This window comes from Streptomyces sp. NPDC004667 (genome assembly GCF_040609475.1).
Taxonomy (GTDB): Bacteria; Actinomycetota; Actinomycetes; order Streptomycetales; family Streptomycetaceae; genus Streptomyces.
Genome location: NZ_JBEXKC010000014.1, coordinates 38,886 through 60,795, shown reverse-complemented (window position 1 = coordinate 60,795; position 21,910 = coordinate 38,886). Strand labels below are relative to the sequence as shown.

Sequence of the window (21,910 nt, the reverse complement as noted above, 5' to 3'; positions counted from 1 at the left end):
GGCCGCCGGACTGCGGGCCGGGCGTAGTGAACGACCGACGGGGCGCGGACGTCACGCCCCGTCAACCGGCGTCCGTCAGGGTCCGGCGCGGAGGCTAGGCGCGGACCTCGCCGTTCACGATCACCCGCTCCGGCCGGGCCAGGGCCCGCACGTCGGCCCGCGGGTCGGAGGCGTACACCACGAGGTCGGCCGGGGCCCCTTCGGTCAGTCCGGGCCGGCCCAGCCACTCGCGGGCCGCCCAGGCCGTCGCCGAGAGGGCGTCCAGGGCCGGGATCCCGGCCTTGACGAGCTCCGCGACCTCGGCGGCGACCAGGCCGTGCGGCAGGGAACCCCCCGCGTCGGTGCCGACGTACACGGGCACGCCCGCGTCCCAGGCCGCCCGCACCGTGTCGTAGCGCCGCTCGTGGAGCCTGCGCATGTGCGCCGACCAGCGCGGGAACTTCGTCTCTCCGCCCGCCGCCAGCTTCGGGAACGTCGCGATGTTCACCAGGGTCGGCACGATCGCCACACCGCGCTCCGCGAACAGCGGGATGGTGTCCTCGGTGAGGCCCGTGGCGTGCTCCACGCAGTCGATGCCCGCCTCGACGAGGTCGCGCAGCGAGTCCTCGGCGAAGCAGTGGGCCGTGACCCGGGCACCGAGCCGGTGCGCCTCGGCGATGGCGGCCTCCACCTCGGCGCGCGGCCAGCAGGCCGTCAGGTCGCCGGCGTCGCGGTCGATCCAGTCGCCGACCAGCTTCACCCAGCCGTCCCCGCGCAGCGCCTCGCGGCCGACGTACTCGACCAGGTCGGCGGGCTCGATCTCGTGGGCGTAGTTGCGGATGTAGCGGCGGGTCCGGGCGATGTGCCGGCCCGCACGGATGATCTTCGGAAGGTCGGCGCGGTCGTCGATCCAGCGCGTGTCGGAGGGGGAACCGGCGTCGCGGATCAGGAGGGTGCCCGCGTCCCGGTCGGTCAGGGCCTGTTCCTCGGCGGTCCCCGCGTCGACCGGACCGTGGGCGTCCAGGCCCACGTGGCAGTGCGCGTCGACCAGACCGGGCAGGGCCCAGCCGGTGACGGTGGTGATCTCGCGGGCGGCGCGCGGCCGCTCCCAGGAGATCCGGCCGCCGACGATCCACAGCTCGTCGCGCACCTCGTGGGGCCCGACCAGGACCCGTCCCTTCACATGGAGCACACCGCTCTGATCACTCATGTCGGCACCCTACGCGCGCGCTGGGTACGCTCACCCGGTAACCCCGGACGAAGAGAGCACCGCCGTGACCCACCCCCTCCTGGACCTTCCGCCGCTCACCCCCGAGCGCTTCGCGACGATCGAGCGGGGAGTGGCCGAACTGCTCGGCACCCGGCAGGACGCGGTGATCACCCAGGGCGAGGCGCTGCTGCCGCTGGAGGGCTGCATCCGCTCGGGCGCGCGGCCCGGTTCGACGGCGCTCAACATCGTCACCGGGCCCTACGGGACCACCTTCGGCAACTGGCTGCGCGACGCCGGGGCCGAAGTGGTCGACCTGGCGGTGCCGTTCGACACGGCCGTCGACGGCGAGCAGGTGGCGCGCGCGCTGGCCGCGCACCCGGAGATCGACTTCGTCTCGCTGGTGCACGCCGAGGCGGCCACCGGCAACACCAACCCGGTGGCGGAGATCGGCGAGGCGGTACGGGCCCACGGGGCGCTGTTCATGCTGGACGCGGTGGCCTCGGTGGGCGCCGAACCGCTGCTGCCGGACGCGTGGGGCGTGGACCTGTGCGTGATCGGCGCCCAGAAGGCGATGGGCGGCCCGGCCGGGGTCTCGGCGGTGTCGGTGTCGGACCGCGCGTGGGAGCGGTTCGCGCGGAACCCGGCGGCGCCGCGCCGCTCGTACCTCTCCCTCCTGGACTGGAAGGAGCGCTGGATCGACGGCGGGCGCAAGACCCTGCTGCACGCGCCCGCGCAGCTGGAGATGCTGGCCCTGGAGGCCTGCCTGGACCGCATCGCGGCCGAGGGCCTGGACGGGGTGCTGGCCCGCCACGAGGCCGCCGCCCGCGCCACCCGGGCGGGCGCGGCGGCACTCGGCATCGCCCCGTGGGTCACGGACCCGGCGCAGGCGGCGCCGGTGGCGACGACGCTGCGGGTCGCCGACGCCTCCCTGGTGGTGGCGAAGGCCCTCTCGGCGGACCCGTCGGCCCCGCTCGCGGCGGGCGGCGGGGCCCTGGCCCAGGAGATGGTCCGGGTCAACCACTACGGCCCGGCGGCCTCGCCCGATGCGGTGGCCGCCGCGCTGAACGCCCTGGCCTCGGCACTGTCCGCGGACCCGGCCCCGGCGCTGGCGGCGGCGACGGCGGCCTGGCGGTAGGACCTCGGGGCCACCGGGGCCTCGGGGCGCGGGGCCCTCGGGGCGGCGGCGGGGCGGCGGGGCGGCGGGGTCAGCCGGCCAGCACGTCCAGCAGCCGGTCGACGTCCGCCTCCGTGTTGTACAGGTGGAACGAGGCCCGCAGCGCCCCGGCCCGGGCCGCGGTGGACACCCCGGCTTCGAGGAGCCGCGCCTGGTGGCCGGCGAGGCCCGGGACGGAAACGATCGGGGCCCCGCCCGGCACGGGTTCGTGGCCGAGGCGGGCGAGGCCGGCCCGGTATCGGGCGGCCAGTGCGGTGTCGTGCGCGTGCACGGCCTCGATGCCGACCCGCTCCAGCAGCGCGAGCGAGGGCTCGGCGGCGTGGTAGGCGAGGAAGGCGGGGGACTCGTCGAAGCGGCGCGCGTCCCGGGCCAGTCGGCGCATCGGGCCGTAGGTGGCGTCCCACATCGACTCGGCGGCCACCCAGCCGGCGTGCAGCGGGACCAGGCCGGGCTGGGCCTCCTCCGAGACCGTGAGGTACGAGGCTCCACGGCCGCCCAGCAGCCACTTGTACCCGGCGGTGACCGTGTACGCGTAGGGCGAGGCGTCGAAGGGCAGCCAGCCCGCGGCGTGGGTCGCGTCGACGAGCATCCGTGCGCCGTGCGCGGCGCTCGCCGCGCGGATCGCGGCGAGGTCGGCGGTGCGTCCGTCGGCGGACTGGACGGCGCTCAGCGCGACCAGCTCGGTGTCCGCGTCCACGGCCTCGGCGAGGGACTCCAGCGGGGCGAAGCGGACCCTGAGGTCTCCGCGCACCACGAAGGGGTTCATGACGGAGGCGAAGTCGCCCTCGGGGACCAGGACTTCGGCGCCGGCCGGCAGGGAGGCCGAGATCACTCCGACGTGCGCGGCGACGGAGGAGCCGACGGCCACCCGTCCGGCATCGACCCCGACCAGGCGGGCGAAGGCCGCACGGACCCGGTCCACGCGTTCGAAGTCGCCGAATCCGGCGGGCAGTCCGGCCCCGGCGGCGTCGGCGAGCGCGCGCACCTCGGCCACGGCCGCGCGCGGGAGGATCCCGCTGGTGGCCGTGTTGAGGTAGGTGGTGGAGTGCGCGAACTCGGCGCGGCACAGGTCGGCGAGGGGAACGTCGATGGTGTCCATGGCGTCAACTCTGCGCCAGGGACACCTCAAAGTCCATTGTCTTTTTATGCAGGTCATCCCAAAGGATGCCTTATGAGGTGGCATCGGGGGTGGGACTCCGGCGGCGGGCGCCCGGACCCCCACCCCTGCCGCCGGAATCAGGCCTGGGGAACGGCGCAGGCTCCGTCCGGTTCGCAGGCCTCGGCGGCGGCGTCCGCCCCGACCGGCTCGCGCCCGGCCCAGGCCTCCTCCAGCGCCTGGGTGAACACCTCGGCCGGCTGGCCGCCGGAGATGCCGTAGCGGCGGTCGAACACGAAGAACGGCACGGCGTTGGCGCCGAGTTCGGCCGCCTCCCGCTCGTCGGCCCGGACCCCGTCGGCGTAGGCGGACTCGTCGGCGAGGACCTCCCGGGCCTCCGCCTCGTCCAGCCCCGCCTCGACGGCGAGCGCGACCAGCACCTCGGGGTCGAAGACCGACCGCTCCTCGGCGAAGTTGGCCCGGTAGGCGAGGTCGAGCAGCTCCTCCTGGCGGCCGCGGGCGGCGGCCAGGTGCAGCAGGCGGTGGACGTCGAAGGTGTTGCCGTGGTCGCGGCCCTCGGTCCGGTACGTCAGCCCTTCGGCGCGGGCGCTCGCCGCGACGTGCTCCTCCATGCCGCGCGCCTCGTCGAGGGTGCGGCCGTACTTGCGGGCCAGCATCTCCAGCACGGGGGCGGTGACGCCCTTGGCGCTGCCCGGGTCGAGCTCGAAGGACCGGAAGACGACCTCCACCTCGTCGCGGTGCGCGAAGGCGGCCAGACCCTTGGTGAAACGGGCCTTTCCGATGTAGCACCAGGGGCAGGCGATGTCGCTCCAGATCTCGACGCGCATGATCCTTCTTCTCTCCGGGTTCTGAGGGGGGATGAAACGGTTTCCGCTTCAACCATCCCTCGGCCCGCCTCATTCCCCGGACGCCCGGGGCACCCGGAGCCAGAGGGTGCGATGGGTGCCGGAGGGGGTGTCCGCCGGGTCGGGGCGCCAGCCGTGGGAGGCGTAGAAGGCCTGGGCCCGCAGGTTGTGCCCGTAGACCTCCAGGCGGACCCGCTCGATCCCGGCCCGGCGCCAGGCGTCGAGGCAGGCGGCGTGCAGGGCGGCCCCGGTGCCCCGGCGCCAGTGGGCGGGGTCGACGTGGAGCTGGGTGAGGGTGGTCTCGCCGTCGGCGGTGAGGTAGGCGGCCACGCCGGTGACCTCACCGTCCCGTTCGGCGCAGAACACCCGGCCCTGCGACTGCGCCCGGCCCACCGCGCGGGCCCAGCCCTCGCGGGACCGGGCCTGCTCCGCCGCGCCGCTGTACTCCTCTTCCGGGACGCGGCCCCGGTAGTAGGTGGCGCGCGCCCGGGCGTGCAGGGCGGCGATGGCGGCGACGTCGCTCGGGAGTGCGGTCCTGATCATGGGAGGGAGAACGCGCCGGTAACCCCGTTCGGTTCCCGGCGCGTCGTCTTCTCCCGTGCGACCGCTACTTCTTCAGCCAGGCCGCCATCATCTTCTGGGCGATCGGCGCGGCCAGCTTGCCGCCGCCGATCTCGGAACGGTCGGTGTCCGAGTTCTCGATCATCACGGCGACGGCGATCTGCTTGCCGCCCGACTTGCCGTACGAGGTGAACCAGGCGAGCGGCGGGATGTTGTTGTTCACGCCGCGCTGGGCGGTACCCGTCTTGCCGCCCACCTCGGCGCCCGCGACCTGGGCGGGCTTGCCGCCGCCTTCGGTGGCCACCGTGCGCATGGCGTCCTGGAGCATGGAGGCGGTCCTCGCGCTCATGACCTCCTGCGACTTCGGGTTCTTGAAGCTCTCCAGGACGTTGCCGTCGGCGTCGGTGACCTCGGAGACCATGTGCGGCGCGACGAGCTTGCCGCCGTTCTCGATGGCGGCGGTCACCATGGCGATCTGGAGCGGGGTGGCCTGCACGTCGAACTGGCCGATACCGGTCTGCGCGACCTGGTCGATGGACATCTTCTTCGTCGGGTACTTGCTCGGCGGGTTGGTGCGGACCGGGGTGTCGATCTGGACGTTGAACCCGAGCTTCTCGGCCGTGGCCCGCATCTTGTCCTGGCCCAGCCGGGAGGCCAGCTCGGCGAAGACGTTGTTGCAGGACAGCTTGAGGGCGGTACGCGTCGAAACGTTGTTGCAGGCCGCGTCTCCCGCCTCGCTGGGCAGGTTCGTGCGGGTGCCCGGGATCGTGTACGGAGCCGGGATGCCCGTCGGCGCGTCGATGCTGGTGACCAGCCCGTTCTCGATCGCCGCCGCGAGGGTGACCAGCTTGAAGGTGGAACCGGGGGCCTGCGGCTTGCGCAGCGCCACGTTCTCCATGGCCTTGCCCTGGTCGGCCGACAGTTCCTTCCAGGCCTCCCCGTCGTTGGCCCCCGTGATCCGGCCCGGGTCGTACGAGGGGTTGTTCACGACGGCGAGGATGTCTCCCGTCGCCGGGTCAATGGCCACGGCCGAGCCCTGCTTGCCCTGGAGGGCGTCGTAGGCGGCCTTCTGGACGTCCCTGTCGATGGTCGTCAGGACGTTGCCCGGATCGGCCCGCTTGTTGGTGAGCGTGTCCATGACCGTCTTGAGCCGGGTGTCGGAGCCGTTCAGGATGTTCTTGTAGACGCCCTCCAGCATGGTGGTGCCGTAGGCCTGGGAGCTGTAGCCGGTGATCGGCGCGTAGAGCGGGCCGTCGAGGTACGTCCTCTTGTAGCCGAAGTCCTTGCCGCCCGTCTTCGTGGAGCCGGTGATGGCCTGCCCGCCCACGATGATGTTCCCCAGCGGGTTCTCGTACTGCCCGATGAGGTTGCGCCGGTTGTTCTTGTCGTCTGCGAGGGCCTGGCCTTGGTATGCCTGCACCCAGGTGACCCGCACCAAAAGGGCCAGCACCAGAAGCAGACAGAAGACCGACGCACGCCTGATCGTCTTGTTCATCCCCCTGAAGGACGCGCGGACGGTCCCGTGCGTTCCACTCTGCCCCGATTGTGGCGGGGTTCTCAGCCTTTCCTCATGATGAAGCCTCCCTCGTAGGCGGCGATGACCGCCTGGGTGCGGTCGCGGGAGCCGGTCTTGGCCAGGACGCCGGCCACGTGCGTCTTGACGGTCTGCGGGCCCACCCCCAGGTGCTCGCTGATCTCGTGGTTCGACAGGCCGGAGGCCATCAGGCGCAGGACGTCGGCCTCGCGCTCCGTGAGCCGGGAGGCCCAGGCCGGGGCCGGGGCCGCTGCGGCGGCCGTGTGCGCGGCGGCCAGCGCGCGGACGGCGGCCGGGAAGAGCAGCGAGTCGCCCCGGGCGACGAGCCGGACCGCGCCGATCAGCTCGTCCGCGTCGGCCCGCTTGAGCAGGAACCCGGAGGCGCCCGCGCGCAGCGCGTCGTAGACGTAGGCGTCGTTCTCGAAGGTGGTGACGACCACGATCCGGGGTGGTTCGGCCATGGTCGCGAGGATCTGCTCGGTGGCCCGGATGCCGTCGATCTCCGGCATCCGGACGTCCATCAGCACCACGTCCGGCGCCAGTGAGCGGACCAGCCCGACGGCCTCGGCTCCGGAGGCGGCCTCTGCGACGACCTCCAGATCGGGTTCGGCGTCGAGGATGACGCGCAGGGCGGTACGGACCATCCGCTCGTCATCGGCGATCAGCACGCGCAGCGGCGGCCGGCTCATCGCCCGGCCCCCCGGCCCCGGCGGCGGCCCACGGCCCGCCCCACGACCACGGGCCCCTCGGAGGACTCCCCGGCAGCCCCCCGGCCGAACCTCCCCGCGACCCGGCCGGAGGCCCCTCCCGGCGACCGGCCGGAGGCCCCTCCCGACGCCCCGCCGGGGGGCCCGTCCGGGAGCCCGTCCACCGGCCCATCGGGGAGCCCGCCCGCCGACCTGCGGGGAGGCCCATCCGCCGACCCGTCGAGAGGCCCGCCCACAGGCCCGTCGAGGGGCTCGCCCGCCGACCTGCGGGGAGGCCCGTCCGCCGGCCCGGCGGGCGTGCTGCCGAGTGGCAGGGCTGCCCTCAGCCGCCACCCGCCGTCGTACGGCCCGGCCTCGACGCGGCCTCCGAGCAGCGCGGCCCGCTCGGCGGCGCCCCGCAGCCCGCGGCCGCCGGTGGTGCGCCGTTCCTCCCCCGCCCGCGGGGCCGGCGACTGCGCCGTCGGGTTGGTCATGGTGATCTCCAGTTCACGGTGACGACGGTCGGACGTGTGGACCCGGATCCGCAGGGCGACCGGCCCCGCCCCGTGGCGCAGGGCGTTGCTGAGCCCCTCCTGGACGATCCGGTACGCCTCGCGCGAGGCGATCGCCGGGAGCTGCGCCCAGTCCCCGGCCGGTCCGGGGTGCTGCTCGGCGGTGACGGTGGTGCCGCCCGCCCGGCTGCGGGCCAGCAGCCCGTCGAGGTCGGCTGCCAGGGTCGGGGCGGGCGCCGCGTCGCCCCGCGCCGGGTCTCCGTCGCGCAGCAGGCCGAGCACGGCGTCCAGCTCGCCCACGGTGCGCCGGGTCGTGTCCTCGATCGCGGCGAGCGCCTCCCGCACGAATTCGGGGTCGCTGTCGAGCACCCGCCGGGCCGCGCCCGCCTGGAGGGTGACGGCGCTCAGGGCGTGTCCCACCGCGTCGTGCAGTTCCCGGGCCAGCCGGTTGCGCACGGCGAGGTCGGCCGCCCGCTCCTCGGCGGCGGCCAGCCGGTCCGCCGAGGTCGGGCCCAGCAGCACGGGCGCGAGCCGGGCCAGCAGCGCCCCCGCCCCGACGGCGCAGAGGACGACCCCGGCCAGCAGCCCCACCCCGAGCACCGGCGCCACGAACGCCCCGGCCGTCGTACTGAGCCGGCCCATCCCGAGGTGGGATCCGCGCAGGGTGCCCGAGAGCGGCAGCACGATCAGCACGACCGCCATGGGCGGCGCCGCGAGGCTCACCCCGCTGACCACCGCGCCGACCCCCAGGTGCAGGGTCCACCAGGCGGAGGCCCGCCACCGGGCGGCCCAGGACCGGGCCTGCCCCTCGGCCAGGGTGTCCCCCGGCACCCCGCACATGGCCCGCGCCGCGGCCACCGACAGCGGCCGGACCAGCCCGACCAGCCCGGTGACGGCGGCCAGCGGAAGGGCGGCGGCGTAGGCGATCAGGGTCAGCCGGAGGGAGGCCATGGCGTTGGCCCCGCCGGCCGCCGCGCCCACTCCGACCTGGGCGAGCAGGAGGTACGGCATCAGCAGTGCCCCGCCGAGTATCTGGTGCACCCACCGCAGCCGGGCCCGCGCCCCGAGCGCCCGCCCCGGCCACTCCCGCACCCGCCGCGCCCAGCCGCGCGCCTTCCCCGGCCGCCCCGCTCCCGGTCCCTCCCCGCCGAACCCGCTCACCGCTCCCCCGATCCCCCGATCCCCCGATCGCCTCGTGCCCGCCCCGCTCGGACCCGCACCGCCCCGCGCCGTCCCGTCCCCCCGCTGCCCCGCTCCCCGCCTCCGGCCCTGCCTCCGCCCCCGGTCCCGATCCCGGTCCCGGTCCCGATTCCCCGGCGCCGCTCCCCCTGGCCGTGCGGGCCGTCCCTCAGGCGGTCCTGCGGGACCTCAGGAACCGTATGAGGACGCCGGCCGAGAGCAGGCCGGTGATCATCTGGCCAGCGTAGGTCAGGGTGGCCGCCAGGGTGGGCCCGTCGCCCGAGTCGAGCTGCGGCCCCACGGCCGAGAGCAGCATCCACGCCCCCCAGCTGAACGTCGCGCCCGCGCCGATCCAGGCGAGGGCCAGCCGCAGGTCCGCCCGGCCCGTCCCGCCGCGGGCCAGCAGGAGCGCCCCCGCTGCGGCCCCGAACGCGCAGACCGCGTCGGCCGCGGACACCACCCCCGTCTCCGCCGAGTACACCGCGGCCTGCTGCGCCGAGAGCCCGGCGCTTCCCCCGAAGGCCCAGTACAGGTACACCGCGCCCACGGCCGCGGCGCACACCGCCGCGGCTCCCGCCACCACCCCCGTGGGAGACGGGAGCCGCCGGCCGGCCGCACCCTGCCAGAGGCCGCCCCAGCGCTTTCGCGCGTAGGGGACGAACAGTCCGGCCAGGGCGACCGCCTGGATGATGAAGCCGCTGTAGACGACCACGAACACCCAGGATTCGAGGAAGGGCTTCGACGCGGCCCGGACCCGCTCGTCCGCGCCCATGCCCAGGGCCTTGACGAGGAGTTGGGAGGGGAAGCCGAGGACGATCGGGGTGAGCAGCCCGGTGGCGACGAAGACCGGCACGGTCAGCAGCCAGGACGGGACCCGCATGCCCCAGGGGCGGGTGAGCAGCAGCACGAGCAGGATCACGCAGGCGTCCATCGCCAGCGTCATGGCGTTGGCAGCCGTGAAGAACAGCCCGGGTTTCAACAGGATGCTGCCCTCCGGTATGCCGAGATGGCTCCCGGCCACCCAGGCCGCCTTGAGGCTGAGGTACGGCAGGGTGGCGGCCACTGCCGCACCCACCAGGATCCGCCGCCCGACCCCCGGGTGGGGAGCCGTCGGCCGCGTCGGGGTCGTTGTCTGCGCCGCTCGTGTGGTCATGTCCCAACGGTCCCGTGCGCGGCTCCCCGCCACCTCCCCCACGAAGGTGATCCGCCTCCCCCACCCGGGGGAGGAACCCCTGCGTCCGCAGCGCACCACCGCCCGCCGCGCGCCCCCCACCCGCGTGCCCCCACCCGCATGCCCACCCACGTACCCGCCCGGGCGACCGTCCGCCCGGGACCCGCTCACATCCGCCGCGTCACCACCGACAGCCGGTCCCGCGCCTCGAACAGAGCGGCCTTGATCACCTGTTCGTGCCCCGGCGTCAGCCGCGCCACCGGCACCGAGCAGCTCACCGCGTCCCGCGCCGGCGTCCGGTACGGCACGGCCACCCCGAAGCAGCGCAGCCCGAGGGTGTTCTCCTCGCGGTCCACCGCGTACCCCTGCTCCCGCACCAGCGCCAGCTCCTCGACCAGTCGCTCCCGGTCGGTGATGGTGTGCTGCGTGACCGCCTCCAGCCGCCGGGGCAGCAGCCTGCGCACCTCCTCGTCGGTGTGCGTGGCCAGCAGCGCCTTGCCGAGCGCGGTCGAGTGCACCGGCAGCCGCCGCCCGACCCGGGTGAAGGGCCGCAGGTAGTGCTGGGACTGCCGGGTCGCGAGGTACACCACGCTGGTCCCGTCCATCCGGGCCAGGTGGATGGTCTCGGTGGTGTCGTCCGAGAGCCGGTCCAGGGTGGGGCGGGCCGCCGCCACCACCTCGTCCCCGTCGATGTACGAGCTGCCGACGAGCAGGGCCCGTACGCCGATGCCGTACCGGGTGCCGGTGGCGTCCGTCTCCACCCAGCCCAGGTTCACCAGGGTGCGCAGCAGCATGTAGAGGCTGGACTTGGGCAGGGAGAGGTCGTTCTGGATGTCGGCGAGGCTGTGCAGTCCCGGCCGGGCCGCGAAATGCTCCAGCAGCAGCACGGTGCGCACCGCCGACTTCACCGGCGCCGCCCCGGCCGCCTCCCCCGCCTCAGCCGTCCCGCCGGTCCCGCCGGTCACACCCGTCTCGGCTGTCCTGCCAGTCTCACCCGTCTCGGCTGTCGCCATGCGCCTGCTTCCCCTCTGGTCTGCTCTGATCGCCTCTTGTCACACGATGGACGCGGAAATAGAGTCCGCAGCAGAAGTGATCATTCATCCACCGGAACGGCGTTCAGAATACTGAACGATCCAGGAGGCAGCGGGCGATGGCAGCGACACCAGTCTGGAGTGTGGACCCCCGCACCGGGAAGCAGCGCGAACAGGTCACCGCCGAAGCGACGCCCCAAGACGTGGACCGGACCGTCCGCGCGGCCCACTCCGCCCGCGCCGCCCTGGCCGACCGCACCGCCCGCGTCGCCTTCCTGCGCACCGCCGCCGACCTGCTCGACGAGGCCGGCCCCCTGGTCGTCGAGACCGCCGACGCCGAAACCGCGCTCGGCCCGGCCCGCCTCACCGGCGAACTCGCCCGCACCACCGGCCAGCTGCGGGCCTTCGCGGACGCCGTCGAGGAGGGCTCCCACCTCGACGTCCGCATCGACCGCGCCGACGCCACGCTCACCCCGCCGCGCCCCGAACTGCGCCGGTACAAGGTGCCGCTGGGCGTGGTCGCCGTCTACGCCGCCTCCAACTTCCCGCTCGCCTTCTCCGTCCCCGGCGGGGACACCGCCAGCGCCCTCGCCGCCGGCTGCCCCGTGGTCGTCAAGGCACACCCCGACCACCCGGCCACCTCCGAGCTGTGCGCCGCGCTGCTGCGCCGGGCCGCGGGGGCGTGCGGGCTGCCGCCCGAGGTGTTCCACGTCGTGCACGGCTTCGACGCCGGGCTGGAGCTGGTCCGCCACCCCCTCGTCACCGCCGCCGGGTTCACCGGCTCCCTGCGGGGCGGCCGGGCCCTGTTCGACGCGGCCGCCGCCCGGCCCGTCCCCATCCCCTTCCACGGCGAACTGGGCTCCCTCAATCCCGTCGTGGTCACCCCGGCGGCCGCCGCCGAGGGCGCCGAGGAGATCGGTGGCGGCCTCGCGGGCGCGGTCACCCTCGGGGTGGGCCAGTTCTGCGTCAAGCCGGGCCTGGTCCTGGTCCCCGAGGGCCCCGACGGCGACCGGCTCACCGGCACGCTCGCGAAGTCCCTCGGGGAGACCGGACCGGGGGTGCTGCTGGACCACCGGATGCGGGAGAACTTCCTCGCCGGCGTCCGCGAGCGGGCCGCGCTGCCCGGCGTCACCGCCCCCGTCCTCCCGGGCCCCGGCGGGGAGCACTCCGTCGGCGCGGGCTACCTGAGCGTCCGGGCCGCGACACTCCTGGAGGGCGGCCCCCATGAGGTGCTCCTGGAGGAGTGCTTCGGCCCGGTGACGGTCGTCGTCCGCTACGCCGACCCGCGCGAGGCGACCGAGGTGCTGGCCCGGCTCGGCGGCAACCTGAGCGCCACCCTCCACCTGTCCGCCGCCGAGACCGAGGGCGTCCCGGGCCCGGCCGGCTCCCCTTCGGCCGCCGAACTGATCGGGCAGGTCACGGAGCTGGCCGGGCGGATCGTGGTGAACGGCTGGCCGACCGGGGTCGCGGTGGCCCCGGCCCAGCACCACGGCGGCCCCTACCCGGCGGCCACCTCCCACTCCACCTCCGTCGGCGCCACCGCGATCGAACGCTGGCTGCGCCCGGTGGCGTACCAGTCCGTCCCGGACGCGCTGCTCCCGCCGGAGCTGCGCGAGGCCAATCCCCTGGGACTGCCCCGCCGGGTGACCGGAGGGGAGCGCTGAGCCCACGGCCGCGGGCCCTGGCCGAGTCAAGCCCGAGTCAGGCCCGGGCCAGGGTCCGTGGCCGCTAAATCCGTTGCCCGCCCCGCCGGCGGCGGGGCAGGCTGCGCGCATGCCGAAACCGCACGGGTTCACGTACGAGGTACGTCACGACCGCACCGTCGTCATCACGCACCGGGGCCGCGCCGCGGGCACCCTGCGCGGCGGCCGGGCCGACAAGTTCCTGGCCGAGGTGGAGTCCGGTGACTCCCAGCTGGTGATGGCCCGCTGGACGGGCTCGTACAAGTTCGGCAACGAGCGCACGGCCCGCGACCACCCCCGCAACCGCCGCTGACCCCTGCCGCGGGAATCTCCCGCGAGGGTAAGGGAACGGCAAAGCGGCTCCGGTCGTTCTCCGGGCATGACCGCTATGACCCCTGGTTCCAACCTGCCGCTCAACACCGTCGGCGTGACGGTGGACGTGGCCGCTCCGGTGCGGCTCGACGTGTCGGGCCTCCTCCTCGCGGCGGACGGCAAGGTGCGTTCCGACGCCGACTTCATCTTCTACAACCAGCCGTCCGGGCCCGGTGTCAGCTACCGGTCCGGCGGCGGGGCGGCGCCGGACTCCATCACCGTGGACACCGGCGCGCTGCCCCCCGGCATCGAGCGGATCGTGGTCACGGCCAGCCCCGATGCCGCCGGGCAGACCTTCCAGGGCATCGAGCCCACCGCCACCGTGCGGGACGCGGCGTCCGGCGCGGTGATCGCCACCTTCACCCCGCCGCAGCTGGGCCCGGAGACCGCCCTCGTGGTCGTCGAGGTCTACCAGCGCGGCGGCGTGTGGAAGGTCCGCGCGGTCGGCCAGGGGTACGCCAACGGCCTCGCCGGCATCGCCACCGACTTCGGGGTCTCCGTGGACGAGGAACCGGCCGCCCCCGCGGCCGCGGCTCCCGTCGCACCGCCGATGCCCCCGGCACCCCCCGCCCCCGCGGTCGCGCACCCGGTCTCCCCCTGGCTGGGCGGTCCGGCCGCCGGCCCGTCCGCGACGCCCGCCGCACCGCCGGCCCCGCCCGCCGCCGCCCCGGCCGGCACCGGGAAGATCAACCTCGACAAGGGCCGGGTCAGCCTCCAGAAGAACCAGACGGTCTCCCTGGTCAAGGGCGGCCGCCCGCTGCTCTCCCAGGTCAAGATGGGCCTCGGCTGGGAGCCCGCCTTCCGCGGCGCCGACATCGACCTCGACGCCTCGGTCATCGCCTACGGCCCGCAGCGCAACCACATCGACAGCTGTTACTTCGGCAAGCTGTCCATCCTGGGCGGCGCGATCAAGCACTCGGGCGACAACCTCACCGGTGAGGGCGCCGGGGACGACGAGGTGATCGTCGTGGACCTCGGCCGGCTGCCCGCCGATGCCACCGGCCTGGTCTTCACGGTGAACTCCTTCTCCGGCCAGAAGTTCACCGAGGTCGCCAAGGCCTACTGCCGGCTCATCGACGCGGCCAGCGGCGAGGAGCTGGTGCGCTTCGACCTCACGAGCGCCGAGCCGCAGACCGGGGTCATGATGGCCAAGTTGATCAAGCAGTTCTCCGGGGAATGGGAGATGACGGCCATGGGCGAGTTTGTGAAGTCCCGCACAGTGCGGGGCATGGTCAAGCCCGCCTCGCAGGCACTCTGAGCAGGTGGGCGGGCACATGACGCGACCGGGCCGTCCGGGAAGCGCCGCCGGGTGATGGATGCCACGCGTAATCCGGAGGTGGCTGTCAGTGCCCGCCCGTAGCCTTGAACCCATGCAGAACACACTCCGACCCGCCGGCCCCGCGCGCCCGTCCGCCTCCGAGGCGAACGAGGCGATACGGCTGCTCGTCGAGACCCGGGTGGACGGGGAGTGGCCCTCGCAGGCGTACGAGTTCCTGCTGGAGGAGTGGGCCGCGGCCTCCCGCGCGGAGGTCTGCGCGGACCGGTGAGGCCCCGCCCGGACGGGCGGAGCCCCACGACGTCCGCGGTCCGCCGTACGTCGCCGGCGGTCCCGCCCCGCCTCAGCGGTCGCGCCGCCAGGGGCCGGTGACGGCCAACATGATGCCGGGCTCCTGGATGTTGGCGTACAGGGTGCGGCCGTCCGGGGAGAAGCAGACCCCGGTGAACTCCGAGTATTCGGGTGCCTCGGCGGTGCCGATGTTCAGCTCGTTGCGCGCCAGCGGGTAGACCCGGCCCGACTCGGTCGCCCCGAGCAGGTGTTGCAGACCGCTGCCGTCCTCGGCGATGACCAGGCCGCCGTACGGGGACACGGTGATGTTGTCGGGGCCGTCGTAGCCGCCCTCCGCCCCCGGGGCGGTGTTCACCCCGATCAGGACGACGAGGCGGATGGTCCGCCGCTTCGGGTCGTAGAACCACACCTGGCCGTCGTGCGCGGCGCCCGGGCTCTCCTCGCGCGCGTAGGAGGACACGAAGTACGCGCCCCCGTCGGCCCACCACATCCCCTCCAGCTTGCGCGCCCGGGTCACGGCGCCCGCGGCGAACTGCTTGCGCACCGAGGCGGTCCGCGCGTCGCGGTCGGCGACCGCCACCCAGTCGACCCCGTACACGGTGCCGGTCTTCGTGGCGCGCGAGAGGTCGTCCACGAACCGGCCGGAGGAGTCGAAGCACTTGGCGGCCGCGAGCACCCCGGCGTCCGCCGCGAGCGTACGGAGCCTGCCGCGCCCGTGCCGGAAGCCGTGCGGCGGGGTCCAGCGGTAGAGCAGCCCGTTGGGGCCGGAGGCGTCCTCGGTCAGATAGGCGTGGCCCTGGCGCGGGTCGATGACCACGGCCTCGTGGGCGTACCGTCCGAAGGCCTTGACCGGCTGGGGGTCACGGTTGGCCCGGCGGTCGTTGGGGTCGACCTCGAAGACGTAGCCGTGGTCCTTGGTCATGCCGTTCTTGCCGGCCAGGTCCTCGGTCTCCTCGCAGGTCAGCCAGGTGTCCCAGGGGGTGGCTCCGCCGGCGCAGTTGGTCGACGTACCGGCGATGCCCACCCATTCGGCGACCTCGCCGCCGCGCCGGACCTCGACGACGGTGCAGCCGCCGGCCGCGGCCGGATCGTAGACCAGGCCGTCGGTGAGCGGGACGGGGTGCGTCCAGTTCGCGCGCGGCCCCTTCAGCTCGTGGTTGTTGACCAGGAGGGTGACCCCGCGGTGTCCCTCGAACGTGGCCGTCCCGTCGTGGTTGGACGGGGTGCTCTCGCCGGATTCGAGGGTGGTGACACCGCTGTGGGTGATCACGCGGTAGGTGAACCCGGCCGGGAGCGCGAGGAGTCCGGCGGGGTCCGGCAGGAGCGGACCGTAGCCGGGGCCGTGGGGGCGGCCGTGCTCGTCGTGCCCGTTGGCGCTGGGGCCGTCGTCGGCGGCCAGTGCCCCGGGGGCGGTGGCCAGGGCGCCGACCGTTCCGGTGAGGGCGACACCCGCTCCCGCGATGGCGGTACGGGCGGTGAAGTCTCTGCGACTGAGGGGCATCGGGTCTCCAGGGTGGGGAGGTGGTGCGCCTGACGTACGGTCGTCGGCGCACACGCTCCCGCCCGTACGTGAACGGCGGCTGAACTACCCCGAAAGCGGAGCCGACCCCTTGCCGGTGGCCGGAATGGCGTACTCCGGCCACTCGAACGGCTGGTTGTGCACCGGCGGTCCGGGCCCCGGAACCGGCCCGTGCCCCGGAACCGGCCCGAGCCCCCGGGCGCCCCACGACGCCCGCCGCCGGTCAGCGCCCTGGTCCCGGCGCCGGCCCCGGCCGGGGCCGGCGTAAGAGCCGGTGCCAGGGCCGGTCAGGGCCGGCGGGAGCGGGCCTTGAACGCGGCCTTGCGCGCCTCCTTCGAGGACTTCTTGTCGGGGTGGAGCCGCCCCATGGCCTCCAGCACGTACGCCGTCGCGGGGTGCTCGACCCGCCACGCCAGCTCGAAGAACTCGTTGTGGTGCTCGGTCAGCGTCCGCATCAGCAGCGGCAGCTCCTCGGTCTCCCCGTCCGCGGCGAGCTGCGCGGCGATGGTGTCGACCGTCAGCCACAGCACCATCTCCGGGTCCGGTGCCGGTACGTCGCCCACCCCGTGCTCCGCGAGCCAGACCCGGGCGAGCCCGCCGAGCTCCGGGTCGTCCAGCACGGCCCGGACGGCCGGCTCGGCCTCCCGCCCGGCCGGGGTCAGGGCCTGCTGGCAGCGCAGCCGGCGCAGCGGGGCGGCGTCGTCGGCGCCGCGTGCCGCGGCGAGCAGTTCGGCGACCGCGGCGGGCAGCTCACGCCCCGCCAGCCACTGCTCGATCTCGGCCTGCGCCGCGTCCTCGGAGTAGAAGGAGACCGCGTCGAGCAGGACGTCGGCGCCCTTGTCGGCGAGTTCGCCGAGGGCGGGGGCCTCGACCCCGGCCTCCAGCATCCGGGCGCGGACGCCGTACAGGCCGAGCGGGGTCAGCCGGACCATCCCGTAGCGGGACACGTCCTCGTCGTCCTCGACGCCGGTGTCGGGGAGGTCGTCGTCGGCCTCCGTCATCAGCTCCTCGTCGACGGGGCGGAACTCCACCAGTCCGATGGGCTCCAGCTGCCGGAACTGGTCGTCGAGGCGCATCATCGCGTCGGAGACCTGCTCCAGGACCGCGTCGGTGGGGTCGCCCATGTCGTCGGGCACGATCATCGAGGCGGCGAGCACCGGGAGCGGCACCGGGCCCTCGCCCGCGCCGCCCTCGGTGACGGTGAGCAGGTAGAGGTTGGCGAGGACCCCGTCGAGGAAGTCGGCCTCGCGCTGGGGGTTCCAGTCGAGCCGGTCGAAGTCGATCTCGCCGCCCGCGTCGAGGGCGTCGACGAGGTCGTCCAGGTCGGGCACGGCGGCGTCGGCGAGGACGGCGTCCAGGGCCGCGAGCCACAGGTCGAGCACGTCGCCGGGCGCACCGCCGGCAACCAGTGCGAGGTCCTCCCCGGGAGCCGCGGTGCCGTACTCGGGCTCGGCGCCGTCGCCGCCGCCCTCGACGTCCTCCTCCGGCTCCGTCACGTCGACCAGACCGGTGTCCACGGCGACCCGCCAGGCCTGGGCCGCGTGGCCGGGGCTGTCCTCGTCGTCGACGTCGAGGCCGAGCAGTGCCACGGCCTCGGCCAGCTGCGGGGCGACGAGTTCGCCGCCGACGTCGACACGGGTGTCGGGGCCGGCCCAGCGGGCGAGGCGTACGGCGCGGGCGAACAGCGGGGCCACGAGGGCGTCGCGGGCCAGCTCCGCATCGGAGTGCAGCCGTACCGGCGGCAGCGTGGGGTGCGGCTCTGCGGACATGCGGTGGTTCTCCTCGGACGAATGCGTAGAGCGGTTCGGACGGGACGCGTAGGACGGCGGGACGGTCGGACGGTGATGCGGTCCGCCGGGTGACGCGGGGCGGCGGGCGGCTCGGGGCGGCCGGTGGTTCGGGTCGACGGCGGGGCGGGGGGGTGGGGCGGGGGCTGTGCAGGTGGTGCGCGGCAGGCCGCGCCGGACGTGGCGGCGGACGGACCGTCATGTCCGGTACGGCATACCAGGGTAGACGCATTTCAGGCAGCCCCGACCGGCCGGCGCCTTTGGTTCATCCCACAGTCAACTCCTGTCTTCCCTGGAGGCCTTGACAACTTCCCTGCTCACACAGGAAATTGACGCGCGTAGATGTACCGGGGCCCACGAGGTCCCCCTCCTCCACACATCCGGAGTTCCCGCCCATGCGCTCCTCGCATCCCCGTTCCGCCGCCGTCGCGGCCCTCGTCGCCACCGCGCTGGCCACCGGCCTGCTCGCGGGCACCGCCGACGCGGCCGAAGGCGCCGTGTCCGCCGATCCGATACGCATCCACGACATCCAGGGCACCACCCGGACATCCCCGCTCAACGGCAAGCCGGTCGCCGACGTCGAGGGCATCGTCACGGGCGTTCGTACCTACGGCTCGCGCGGATTCTGGATCCAGGACCCCGACGCCGACGACGACCCCGCCACCAGCGAGGGCATCTTCGTCTTCACCGGCTCCGCCCCGACCGTCGCCGTCGGCGACGCGGTCAAGGTCGCGGGCACGGTGGGCGAGTACGTTCCCGGTGGCGTCAACTCCGGCAACCAGTCGGTCACCCAGATAGCCAAGCCCACCGTCACGGTGGTCTCCTCCGGCAACGCGCTGCCCGAGGCCGTCGCCATCAACGAGTACTCGGTGCCGGCCGCCTACGCCCCGGCGGGCGACCCGGCCGCCGCCAACAGCATCAACGGCCTGACCCTGGACCCCTCGCGCTACGCCCTGGACTACTACGAGTCCCTGGAAGGCATGAACGTCAAGATCGGCACCTCGCGCGTGGTCGGCGCCACCGACCCGTACAGCGAGATGTGGGTCACGGTGAAGGGCTGGGAGAACACCGCCAAGCGCGGCGGCACGCTCTACGGCTCGTACGAGTCCCAGAACACCGGCCGCCTCCAGGTCCAGCAGCTCGCGCCGGTCGCCCAGCAGCCGTTCCCCGTGGCCAACGTCGGCGACAAGCTGACCGGGACCACCGAGGGCCCCCTCGACTTCAACCAGTTCGGCGGCTACACCCTGGTCGCCCGCACCCTGGGCACCGTCAAGGCGGGCACCCTCGCGCCCGAGAAGACCAAGCCGCAGGCGGCGAACGAGCTCGCGGTGGCCACGTACAACGTCGAGAACCTCGACCCGACCGACCCGCAGACGAAGTTCGACAACCTCGCCAAGGCGGTCGTGGAGAACCTCGCCTCGCCCGACATCCTGGCCCTGGAGGAGATCCAGGACGACAACGGCGCCAAGAACGACGGCACCGTGTCGGCCGAGCAGACGCTGACGAAGTTCACGGCGGCCATCGCCGCCGCGGGCGGCCCCGCCTACCAGTGGCGTTCGATCAGCCCGGAGAACAACAAGGACGGCGGCGAGCCCGGCGGCAACATCCGCCAGGTGTTCCTCTTCAACCCGGCGCGGGTCTCCTTCACCGAGCGCGCGCCCGGCGACGCCGTGACGGCGACCGGCGTGACGACGGAGAACGGCAAGGCCGCCCTGACCCACTCCCCCGGCCGGATCGACCCGGCGAACCCGGCGTGGGCCGACAGCCGCAAGCCGCTGGCCGGCGAGTTCGTCTTCAAGGGCAAGACGGTCTTCGTCATCGCCAACCACTTCTCCTCCAAGGGCGGCGACGAGGGCCTGACCTCGGTCCACCAGCCCCCGGTGCGCTCCTCGGAGACCAAGCGGCTGCTCCAGGCGCAGGCCGTGAACGGGTTCGTGAAGCAGCTGCTGGCGGCCGACAAGAACGCGTCCGTGCTCGCCGTCGGCGACATCAACGACTTCGAGTTCTCCGGCACCGCGCAGGCGCTGGAGGACGGCGGGGCGCTGTACTCGGCGATCAAGTCGCTGCCGAAGGCGGAACGTTACTCCTACGTCTACCAGGGCAACGCCCAGGTCCTGGACCAGATCCTGGTCAGCCCGGGCGTCAAGAACTACGCGTACGACAGCGTGCACATCAACGCCGAGTTCTCCGCCCAGAACAGCGACCACGACCCGCAGGTGCTGCGCTTCCGCCCGTAGCCCCTCCCCTGACCGCAGGGGGCCCGGCCGCCGTCCCGGCCGGGCCCTTTGCCGTGCCCGGGCCGTGATCTTCCGCGTCGCGTCACGCCAGGAGGGCGCCGCCGAGCGGGCCACGAGGGGTTCGAGCTCCGCCCGGGACCGCGGCGGCGTACCGGAGCCACGGCCGACGGGTACACCGTGGCCGCTGACCGGAACCACTGCGTCCACCCGGCCCGCGCCGTGGGGGACTTTCGACCCAGGCGTGACGCTCGCCACACACCTCCCGATTTCGGCCGGTTGTGGTGTTGAGTGTCTGCACGCCCGATCGTCCGCCCCGGCTCCGTACCGGCTCGTTCCGTACGCACTCATCGGAGGACCGCGTGTTCCCCTCCATCTCCCCCGCCCCGGAAATCGGCCTGGCCGTACTGCTCGTGGCGGCGCTCGTCTGGGTCCTCGGCTTCGGCCACATGCTGTGGGGCAGCCGCTCCCACCGCCCCGAGCCGGGCGCCCAGGGCGGCCTCCCGGCCATCCCGGCGCAGCGCGGCGCCGGCGCGCACCCGATGGAGTCGGTGGAGCTGACGGAGGCGGAGGAGCAGGCCTTCGCGGGCCTGATCCGCAGGATCGCCCCGCACTGACGCGGCACCGTCCCGGCACCCCCGGGCAGTGCCCCGGCCCCTCGCGACGAGAACGCCCCTCACCCCCGGCCGGGGGGTGAGGGGCGTCGTCGTACCGGCCCAGCGGGCCGGTCGGCCGCTCGGCCGCGGGCGCGGGCGGTCGGGCGTCAGTTGTGGCTGTGCAGGACCTCGTTCAGGCCGCCCCAGGCCGCCTTGTAGGGGCGGGCCTCGACGGCGCCGGTGACCGAGTTGCGGCGGAAGAGGATGTTGTCGGCGCCGGAGAGCTCCAGGGCCTTGACGATCTCGCCGTCCGGCAGGGTCACGCGGGTGCCCGCGGTCACGTAGAGGCCGGCCTCGACGACGCACTCGTCGCCCAGGGCGATGCCCACGCCCGCCTCGGCGCCGATCAGGGTGCGCTCGCCGATCGAGATGATCTGCTTGCCGCCGCCCGAGAGGGTGCCCATGGTGGACGCGCCGCCGCCGATGTCGGAGCCGTCGCCGACCACGACGCCCGCCGAGATCCGGCCCTCGACCATGGAGGTGCCGAGGGTGCCGGCGTTGAAGTTGACGAAGCCCTCGTGCATGACGGTGGTGCCCTCGGCGAGGTGCGCGCCGAGGCGGACGCGGTCGGCGTCGGCGATGCGCACGCCCTTGGGGGCGACGTAGTCGGTCATGCGGGGGAACTTGTCGATCGAGGTGACCTGGAGGTGCAGGCCCTCGGCGCGCGCGTTCAGGCGGACGGTCTCGACCTGGTCGACCGGGACCGGGCCCAGCGAGGTCCAGGCGACGTTGGCCAGCAGGCCGAAGACGCCGTCGAGGTTCTGGCCGTGCGGCTTGACCAGGCGGTGGCTGAGCAGGTGCAGGCGCAGGTACGCGTCGTGCGCGTCCAGCGGCTTGTCCTCCAGGGAGGCGATGGCGGTGCGGACGGCTACGACCTCGACGCCGCGGACCGCGTCCGAGCGGATGGCCTTGGCGGCGGCCGCGCCGAGGAGCTCCACGGCCTGCTCGGCGGTGAGGCGCTCGGTGCCCGCGGGGCCGGGCTCGGCGACCAGCCGGGGGGCGGGGAACCAGGTGTCGAGGACGGTGCCGTCGGCGGCGATGGTGGCAAGTCCGGCGGCGACGGCGCCGGTGGTACGCGTAGCAGTCATATCCGA

The 21,910-nt window shown here is 74.3% G+C and carries 18 protein-coding genes and 1 pseudogene; 7 read left to right on the top strand and 12 right to left on the bottom strand.

The window, feature by feature from the left end:
* Positions 1-94 precede the first annotated feature (94 nt).
* Positions 95-1,189 (bottom strand): amidohydrolase family protein, encoded by a 1,095-nt coding sequence (locus ABZW32_RS10810; RefSeq protein WP_356214035.1) that lies wholly within the window; start codon positions 1,187-1,189, stop codon positions 95-97.
* 64 nt (positions 1,190-1,253) lie between these two features.
* Between ABZW32_RS10810 and ABZW32_RS10805 the strand changes: the two genes are divergently transcribed.
* Entirely contained in the window at positions 1,254-2,324 is a 1,071-nt protein-coding gene (locus ABZW32_RS10805) for an aminotransferase class V-fold PLP-dependent enzyme (protein WP_356214033.1), read from the top strand.
* Positions 2,325-2,394: 70 nt separating this feature from the next.
* On the opposite strand, the gene ABZW32_RS10800 is transcribed toward ABZW32_RS10805, so the two are convergent.
* The 8 genes and pseudogenes from ABZW32_RS10800 to ABZW32_RS10765 all read right to left on the bottom strand — a co-directional run bounded on the left by ABZW32_RS10800 (position 2,395) and on the right by ABZW32_RS10765 (position 10,981).
* Positions 2,395-3,462 carry an aminotransferase class V-fold PLP-dependent enzyme gene (locus tag ABZW32_RS10800; protein ID WP_356214031.1) on the bottom strand — a complete coding sequence of 356 codons (1,068 nt, stop codon included), beginning with the start codon at positions 3,460-3,462 and terminating at the stop codon, positions 2,395-2,397.
* 137 nt (positions 3,463-3,599) lie between these two features.
* Positions 3,600-4,307, bottom strand: a complete 708-nt coding sequence (locus ABZW32_RS10795) for a DsbA family oxidoreductase (protein WP_356214029.1) — start codon at positions 4,305-4,307, stop codon at positions 3,600-3,602.
* A 69-nt stretch (positions 4,308-4,376) separates the two neighbouring features.
* Entirely contained in the window at positions 4,377-4,868 is a 492-nt protein-coding gene (locus ABZW32_RS10790; RefSeq protein ID WP_356214027.1) for a GNAT family N-acetyltransferase, read from the bottom strand.
* Between the two features lie 64 nt (positions 4,869-4,932).
* On the bottom strand, positions 4,933-6,381 hold the full coding sequence (locus ABZW32_RS10785; protein WP_356214025.1) for a penicillin-binding protein 2: 1,449 nt from the start codon (positions 6,379-6,381) through the stop codon (positions 4,933-4,935).
* Between the two features lie 62 nt (positions 6,382-6,443).
* Positions 6,444-7,109, bottom strand: a complete 666-nt coding sequence (locus ABZW32_RS10780; protein WP_356214023.1) for a response regulator transcription factor — start codon at positions 7,107-7,109, stop codon at positions 6,444-6,446.
* Positions 7,110-7,429: 320 nt separating this feature from the next.
* Positions 7,430-8,710, bottom strand: a pseudogene (locus ABZW32_RS10775) (histidine kinase); the annotation flags it as partial.
* A gap of 256 nt (positions 8,711-8,966) precedes the next feature.
* Positions 8,967-9,950, bottom strand: coding sequence for a hypothetical protein (locus ABZW32_RS10770; protein ID WP_356214021.1), 984 nt, complete (start codon positions 9,948-9,950; stop codon positions 8,967-8,969).
* A 185-nt stretch (positions 9,951-10,135) separates the two neighbouring features.
* Positions 10,136-10,981: an IclR family transcriptional regulator gene (locus ABZW32_RS10765; protein WP_356214019.1), complete on the bottom strand. Its 846-nt coding sequence runs from the start codon at positions 10,979-10,981 to the stop codon at positions 10,136-10,138.
* A 137-nt stretch (positions 10,982-11,118) separates the two neighbouring features.
* Here ABZW32_RS10765 and ABZW32_RS10760 point away from each other — a divergent pair, with 137 nt between their 5' ends.
* The 4 genes from ABZW32_RS10760 (at position 11,119) to ABZW32_RS10745 (ending at position 14,600) form a co-directional block, all read left to right on the top strand.
* On the top strand, positions 11,119-12,663 hold the full coding sequence (locus tag ABZW32_RS10760) for an aldehyde dehydrogenase (NADP(+)) (protein ID WP_356214017.1): 1,545 nt from the start codon (positions 11,119-11,121) through the stop codon (positions 12,661-12,663).
* A gap of 109 nt (positions 12,664-12,772) precedes the next feature.
* Positions 12,773-12,994, top strand: coding sequence for a hypothetical protein (locus ABZW32_RS10755; RefSeq protein ID WP_356214015.1), 222 nt, complete (start codon positions 12,773-12,775; stop codon positions 12,992-12,994).
* A 75-nt stretch (positions 12,995-13,069) separates the two neighbouring features.
* Entirely contained in the window at positions 13,070-14,311 is a 1,242-nt protein-coding gene (locus tag ABZW32_RS10750) for a TerD family protein (protein ID WP_356214156.1), read from the top strand.
* A gap of 112 nt (positions 14,312-14,423) precedes the next feature.
* Positions 14,424-14,600, top strand: a complete 177-nt coding sequence (locus ABZW32_RS10745) for a hypothetical protein (RefSeq protein WP_356214013.1) — start codon at positions 14,424-14,426, stop codon at positions 14,598-14,600.
* A gap of 72 nt (positions 14,601-14,672) precedes the next feature.
* Here the strand turns inward: ABZW32_RS10745 and ABZW32_RS10740 are convergent, their stop codons facing one another.
* Both ABZW32_RS10740 and ABZW32_RS10735 read right to left on the bottom strand, forming a co-directional pair.
* The gene (locus tag ABZW32_RS10740; protein WP_356214011.1) at positions 14,673-16,121 is read right to left on the bottom strand and encodes an alkaline phosphatase PhoX; all 1,449 of its coding nucleotides are present in this window, start codon (positions 16,119-16,121) and stop codon (positions 14,673-14,675) included.
* A 305-nt stretch (positions 16,122-16,426) separates the two neighbouring features.
* Positions 16,427-17,908 carry a hypothetical protein gene (locus tag ABZW32_RS10735; RefSeq protein WP_356214009.1) on the bottom strand — a complete coding sequence of 494 codons (1,482 nt, stop codon included), beginning with the start codon at positions 17,906-17,908 and terminating at the stop codon, positions 16,427-16,429.
* Between the two features lie 413 nt (positions 17,909-18,321).
* On the opposite strand from ABZW32_RS10735, the gene ABZW32_RS10730 reads away from it, so the two are divergent.
* Positions 18,322-20,163, top strand: a complete 1,842-nt coding sequence (locus ABZW32_RS10730) for an endonuclease/exonuclease/phosphatase family protein (RefSeq protein WP_356214007.1) — start codon at positions 18,322-18,324, stop codon at positions 20,161-20,163.
* Positions 20,164-20,522: 359 nt separating this feature from the next.
* Complete coding sequence (locus ABZW32_RS10725) at positions 20,523-20,777, top strand: hypothetical protein (protein ID WP_356214005.1); 255 nt, start codon at positions 20,523-20,525, stop codon at positions 20,775-20,777.
* A gap of 146 nt (positions 20,778-20,923) precedes the next feature.
* Here the strand turns inward: ABZW32_RS10725 and dapD are convergent, their stop codons facing one another.
* The gene (gene dapD / locus ABZW32_RS10720; protein WP_356214003.1) at positions 20,924-21,904 is read right to left on the bottom strand and encodes a 2,3,4,5-tetrahydropyridine-2,6-dicarboxylate N-succinyltransferase; all 981 of its coding nucleotides are present in this window, start codon (positions 21,902-21,904) and stop codon (positions 20,924-20,926) included.
* Positions 21,905-21,910: the final 6 nt, after the last annotated feature.

What these genes read in the sequence shown, in the direction of transcription:
- ABZW32_RS10810 (WP_356214035.1), bottom strand. Translation starts at nt 1,189, where the DNA reads ATGAGTGATCAGAGCGGTGTGCTCCATGTGAAGGGACGGGTCCTGGTC.
- ABZW32_RS10800 (WP_356214031.1), bottom strand. Translation starts at nt 3,462, where the DNA reads ATGGACACCATCGACGTTCCCCTCGCCGACCTGTGCCGCGCCGAGTTC.
- ABZW32_RS10795 (WP_356214029.1), bottom strand. Translation starts at nt 4,307, where the DNA reads ATGCGCGTCGAGATCTGGAGCGACATCGCCTGCCCCTGGTGCTACATC.
- ABZW32_RS10790 (WP_356214027.1), bottom strand. Translation starts at nt 4,868, where the DNA reads ATGATCAGGACCGCACTCCCGAGCGACGTCGCCGCCATCGCCGCCCTG.
- ABZW32_RS10785 (WP_356214025.1), bottom strand. Translation starts at nt 6,381, where the DNA reads ATGAACAAGACGATCAGGCGTGCGTCGGTCTTCTGTCTGCTTCTGGTG.
- ABZW32_RS10780 (WP_356214023.1), bottom strand. Translation starts at nt 7,109, where the DNA reads ATGAGCCGGCCGCCGCTGCGCGTGCTGATCGCCGATGACGAGCGGATG.
- ABZW32_RS10770 (WP_356214021.1), bottom strand. Translation starts at nt 9,950, where the DNA reads ATGACCACACGAGCGGCGCAGACAACGACCCCGACGCGGCCGACGGCT.
- ABZW32_RS10765 (WP_356214019.1), bottom strand. Translation starts at nt 10,981, where the DNA reads ATGGCGACAGCCGAGACGGGTGAGACTGGCAGGACAGCCGAGACGGGT.
- ABZW32_RS10760 (WP_356214017.1), top strand. Translation starts at nt 11,119, where the DNA reads ATGGCAGCGACACCAGTCTGGAGTGTGGACCCCCGCACCGGGAAGCAG.
- ABZW32_RS10755 (WP_356214015.1), top strand. Translation starts at nt 12,773, where the DNA reads ATGCCGAAACCGCACGGGTTCACGTACGAGGTACGTCACGACCGCACC.
- ABZW32_RS10750 (WP_356214156.1), top strand. Translation starts at nt 13,070, where the DNA reads ATGACCCCTGGTTCCAACCTGCCGCTCAACACCGTCGGCGTGACGGTG.
- ABZW32_RS10745 (WP_356214013.1), top strand. Translation starts at nt 14,424, where the DNA reads ATGCAGAACACACTCCGACCCGCCGGCCCCGCGCGCCCGTCCGCCTCC.
- ABZW32_RS10740 (WP_356214011.1), bottom strand. Translation starts at nt 16,121, where the DNA reads ATGCCCCTCAGTCGCAGAGACTTCACCGCCCGTACCGCCATCGCGGGA.
- ABZW32_RS10735 (WP_356214009.1), bottom strand. Translation starts at nt 17,908, where the DNA reads ATGTCCGCAGAGCCGCACCCCACGCTGCCGCCGGTACGGCTGCACTCC.
- ABZW32_RS10730 (WP_356214007.1), top strand. Translation starts at nt 18,322, where the DNA reads ATGCGCTCCTCGCATCCCCGTTCCGCCGCCGTCGCGGCCCTCGTCGCC.
- dapD (WP_356214003.1), bottom strand. Translation starts at nt 21,904, where the DNA reads ATGACTGCTACGCGTACCACCGGCGCCGTCGCCGCCGGACTTGCCACC.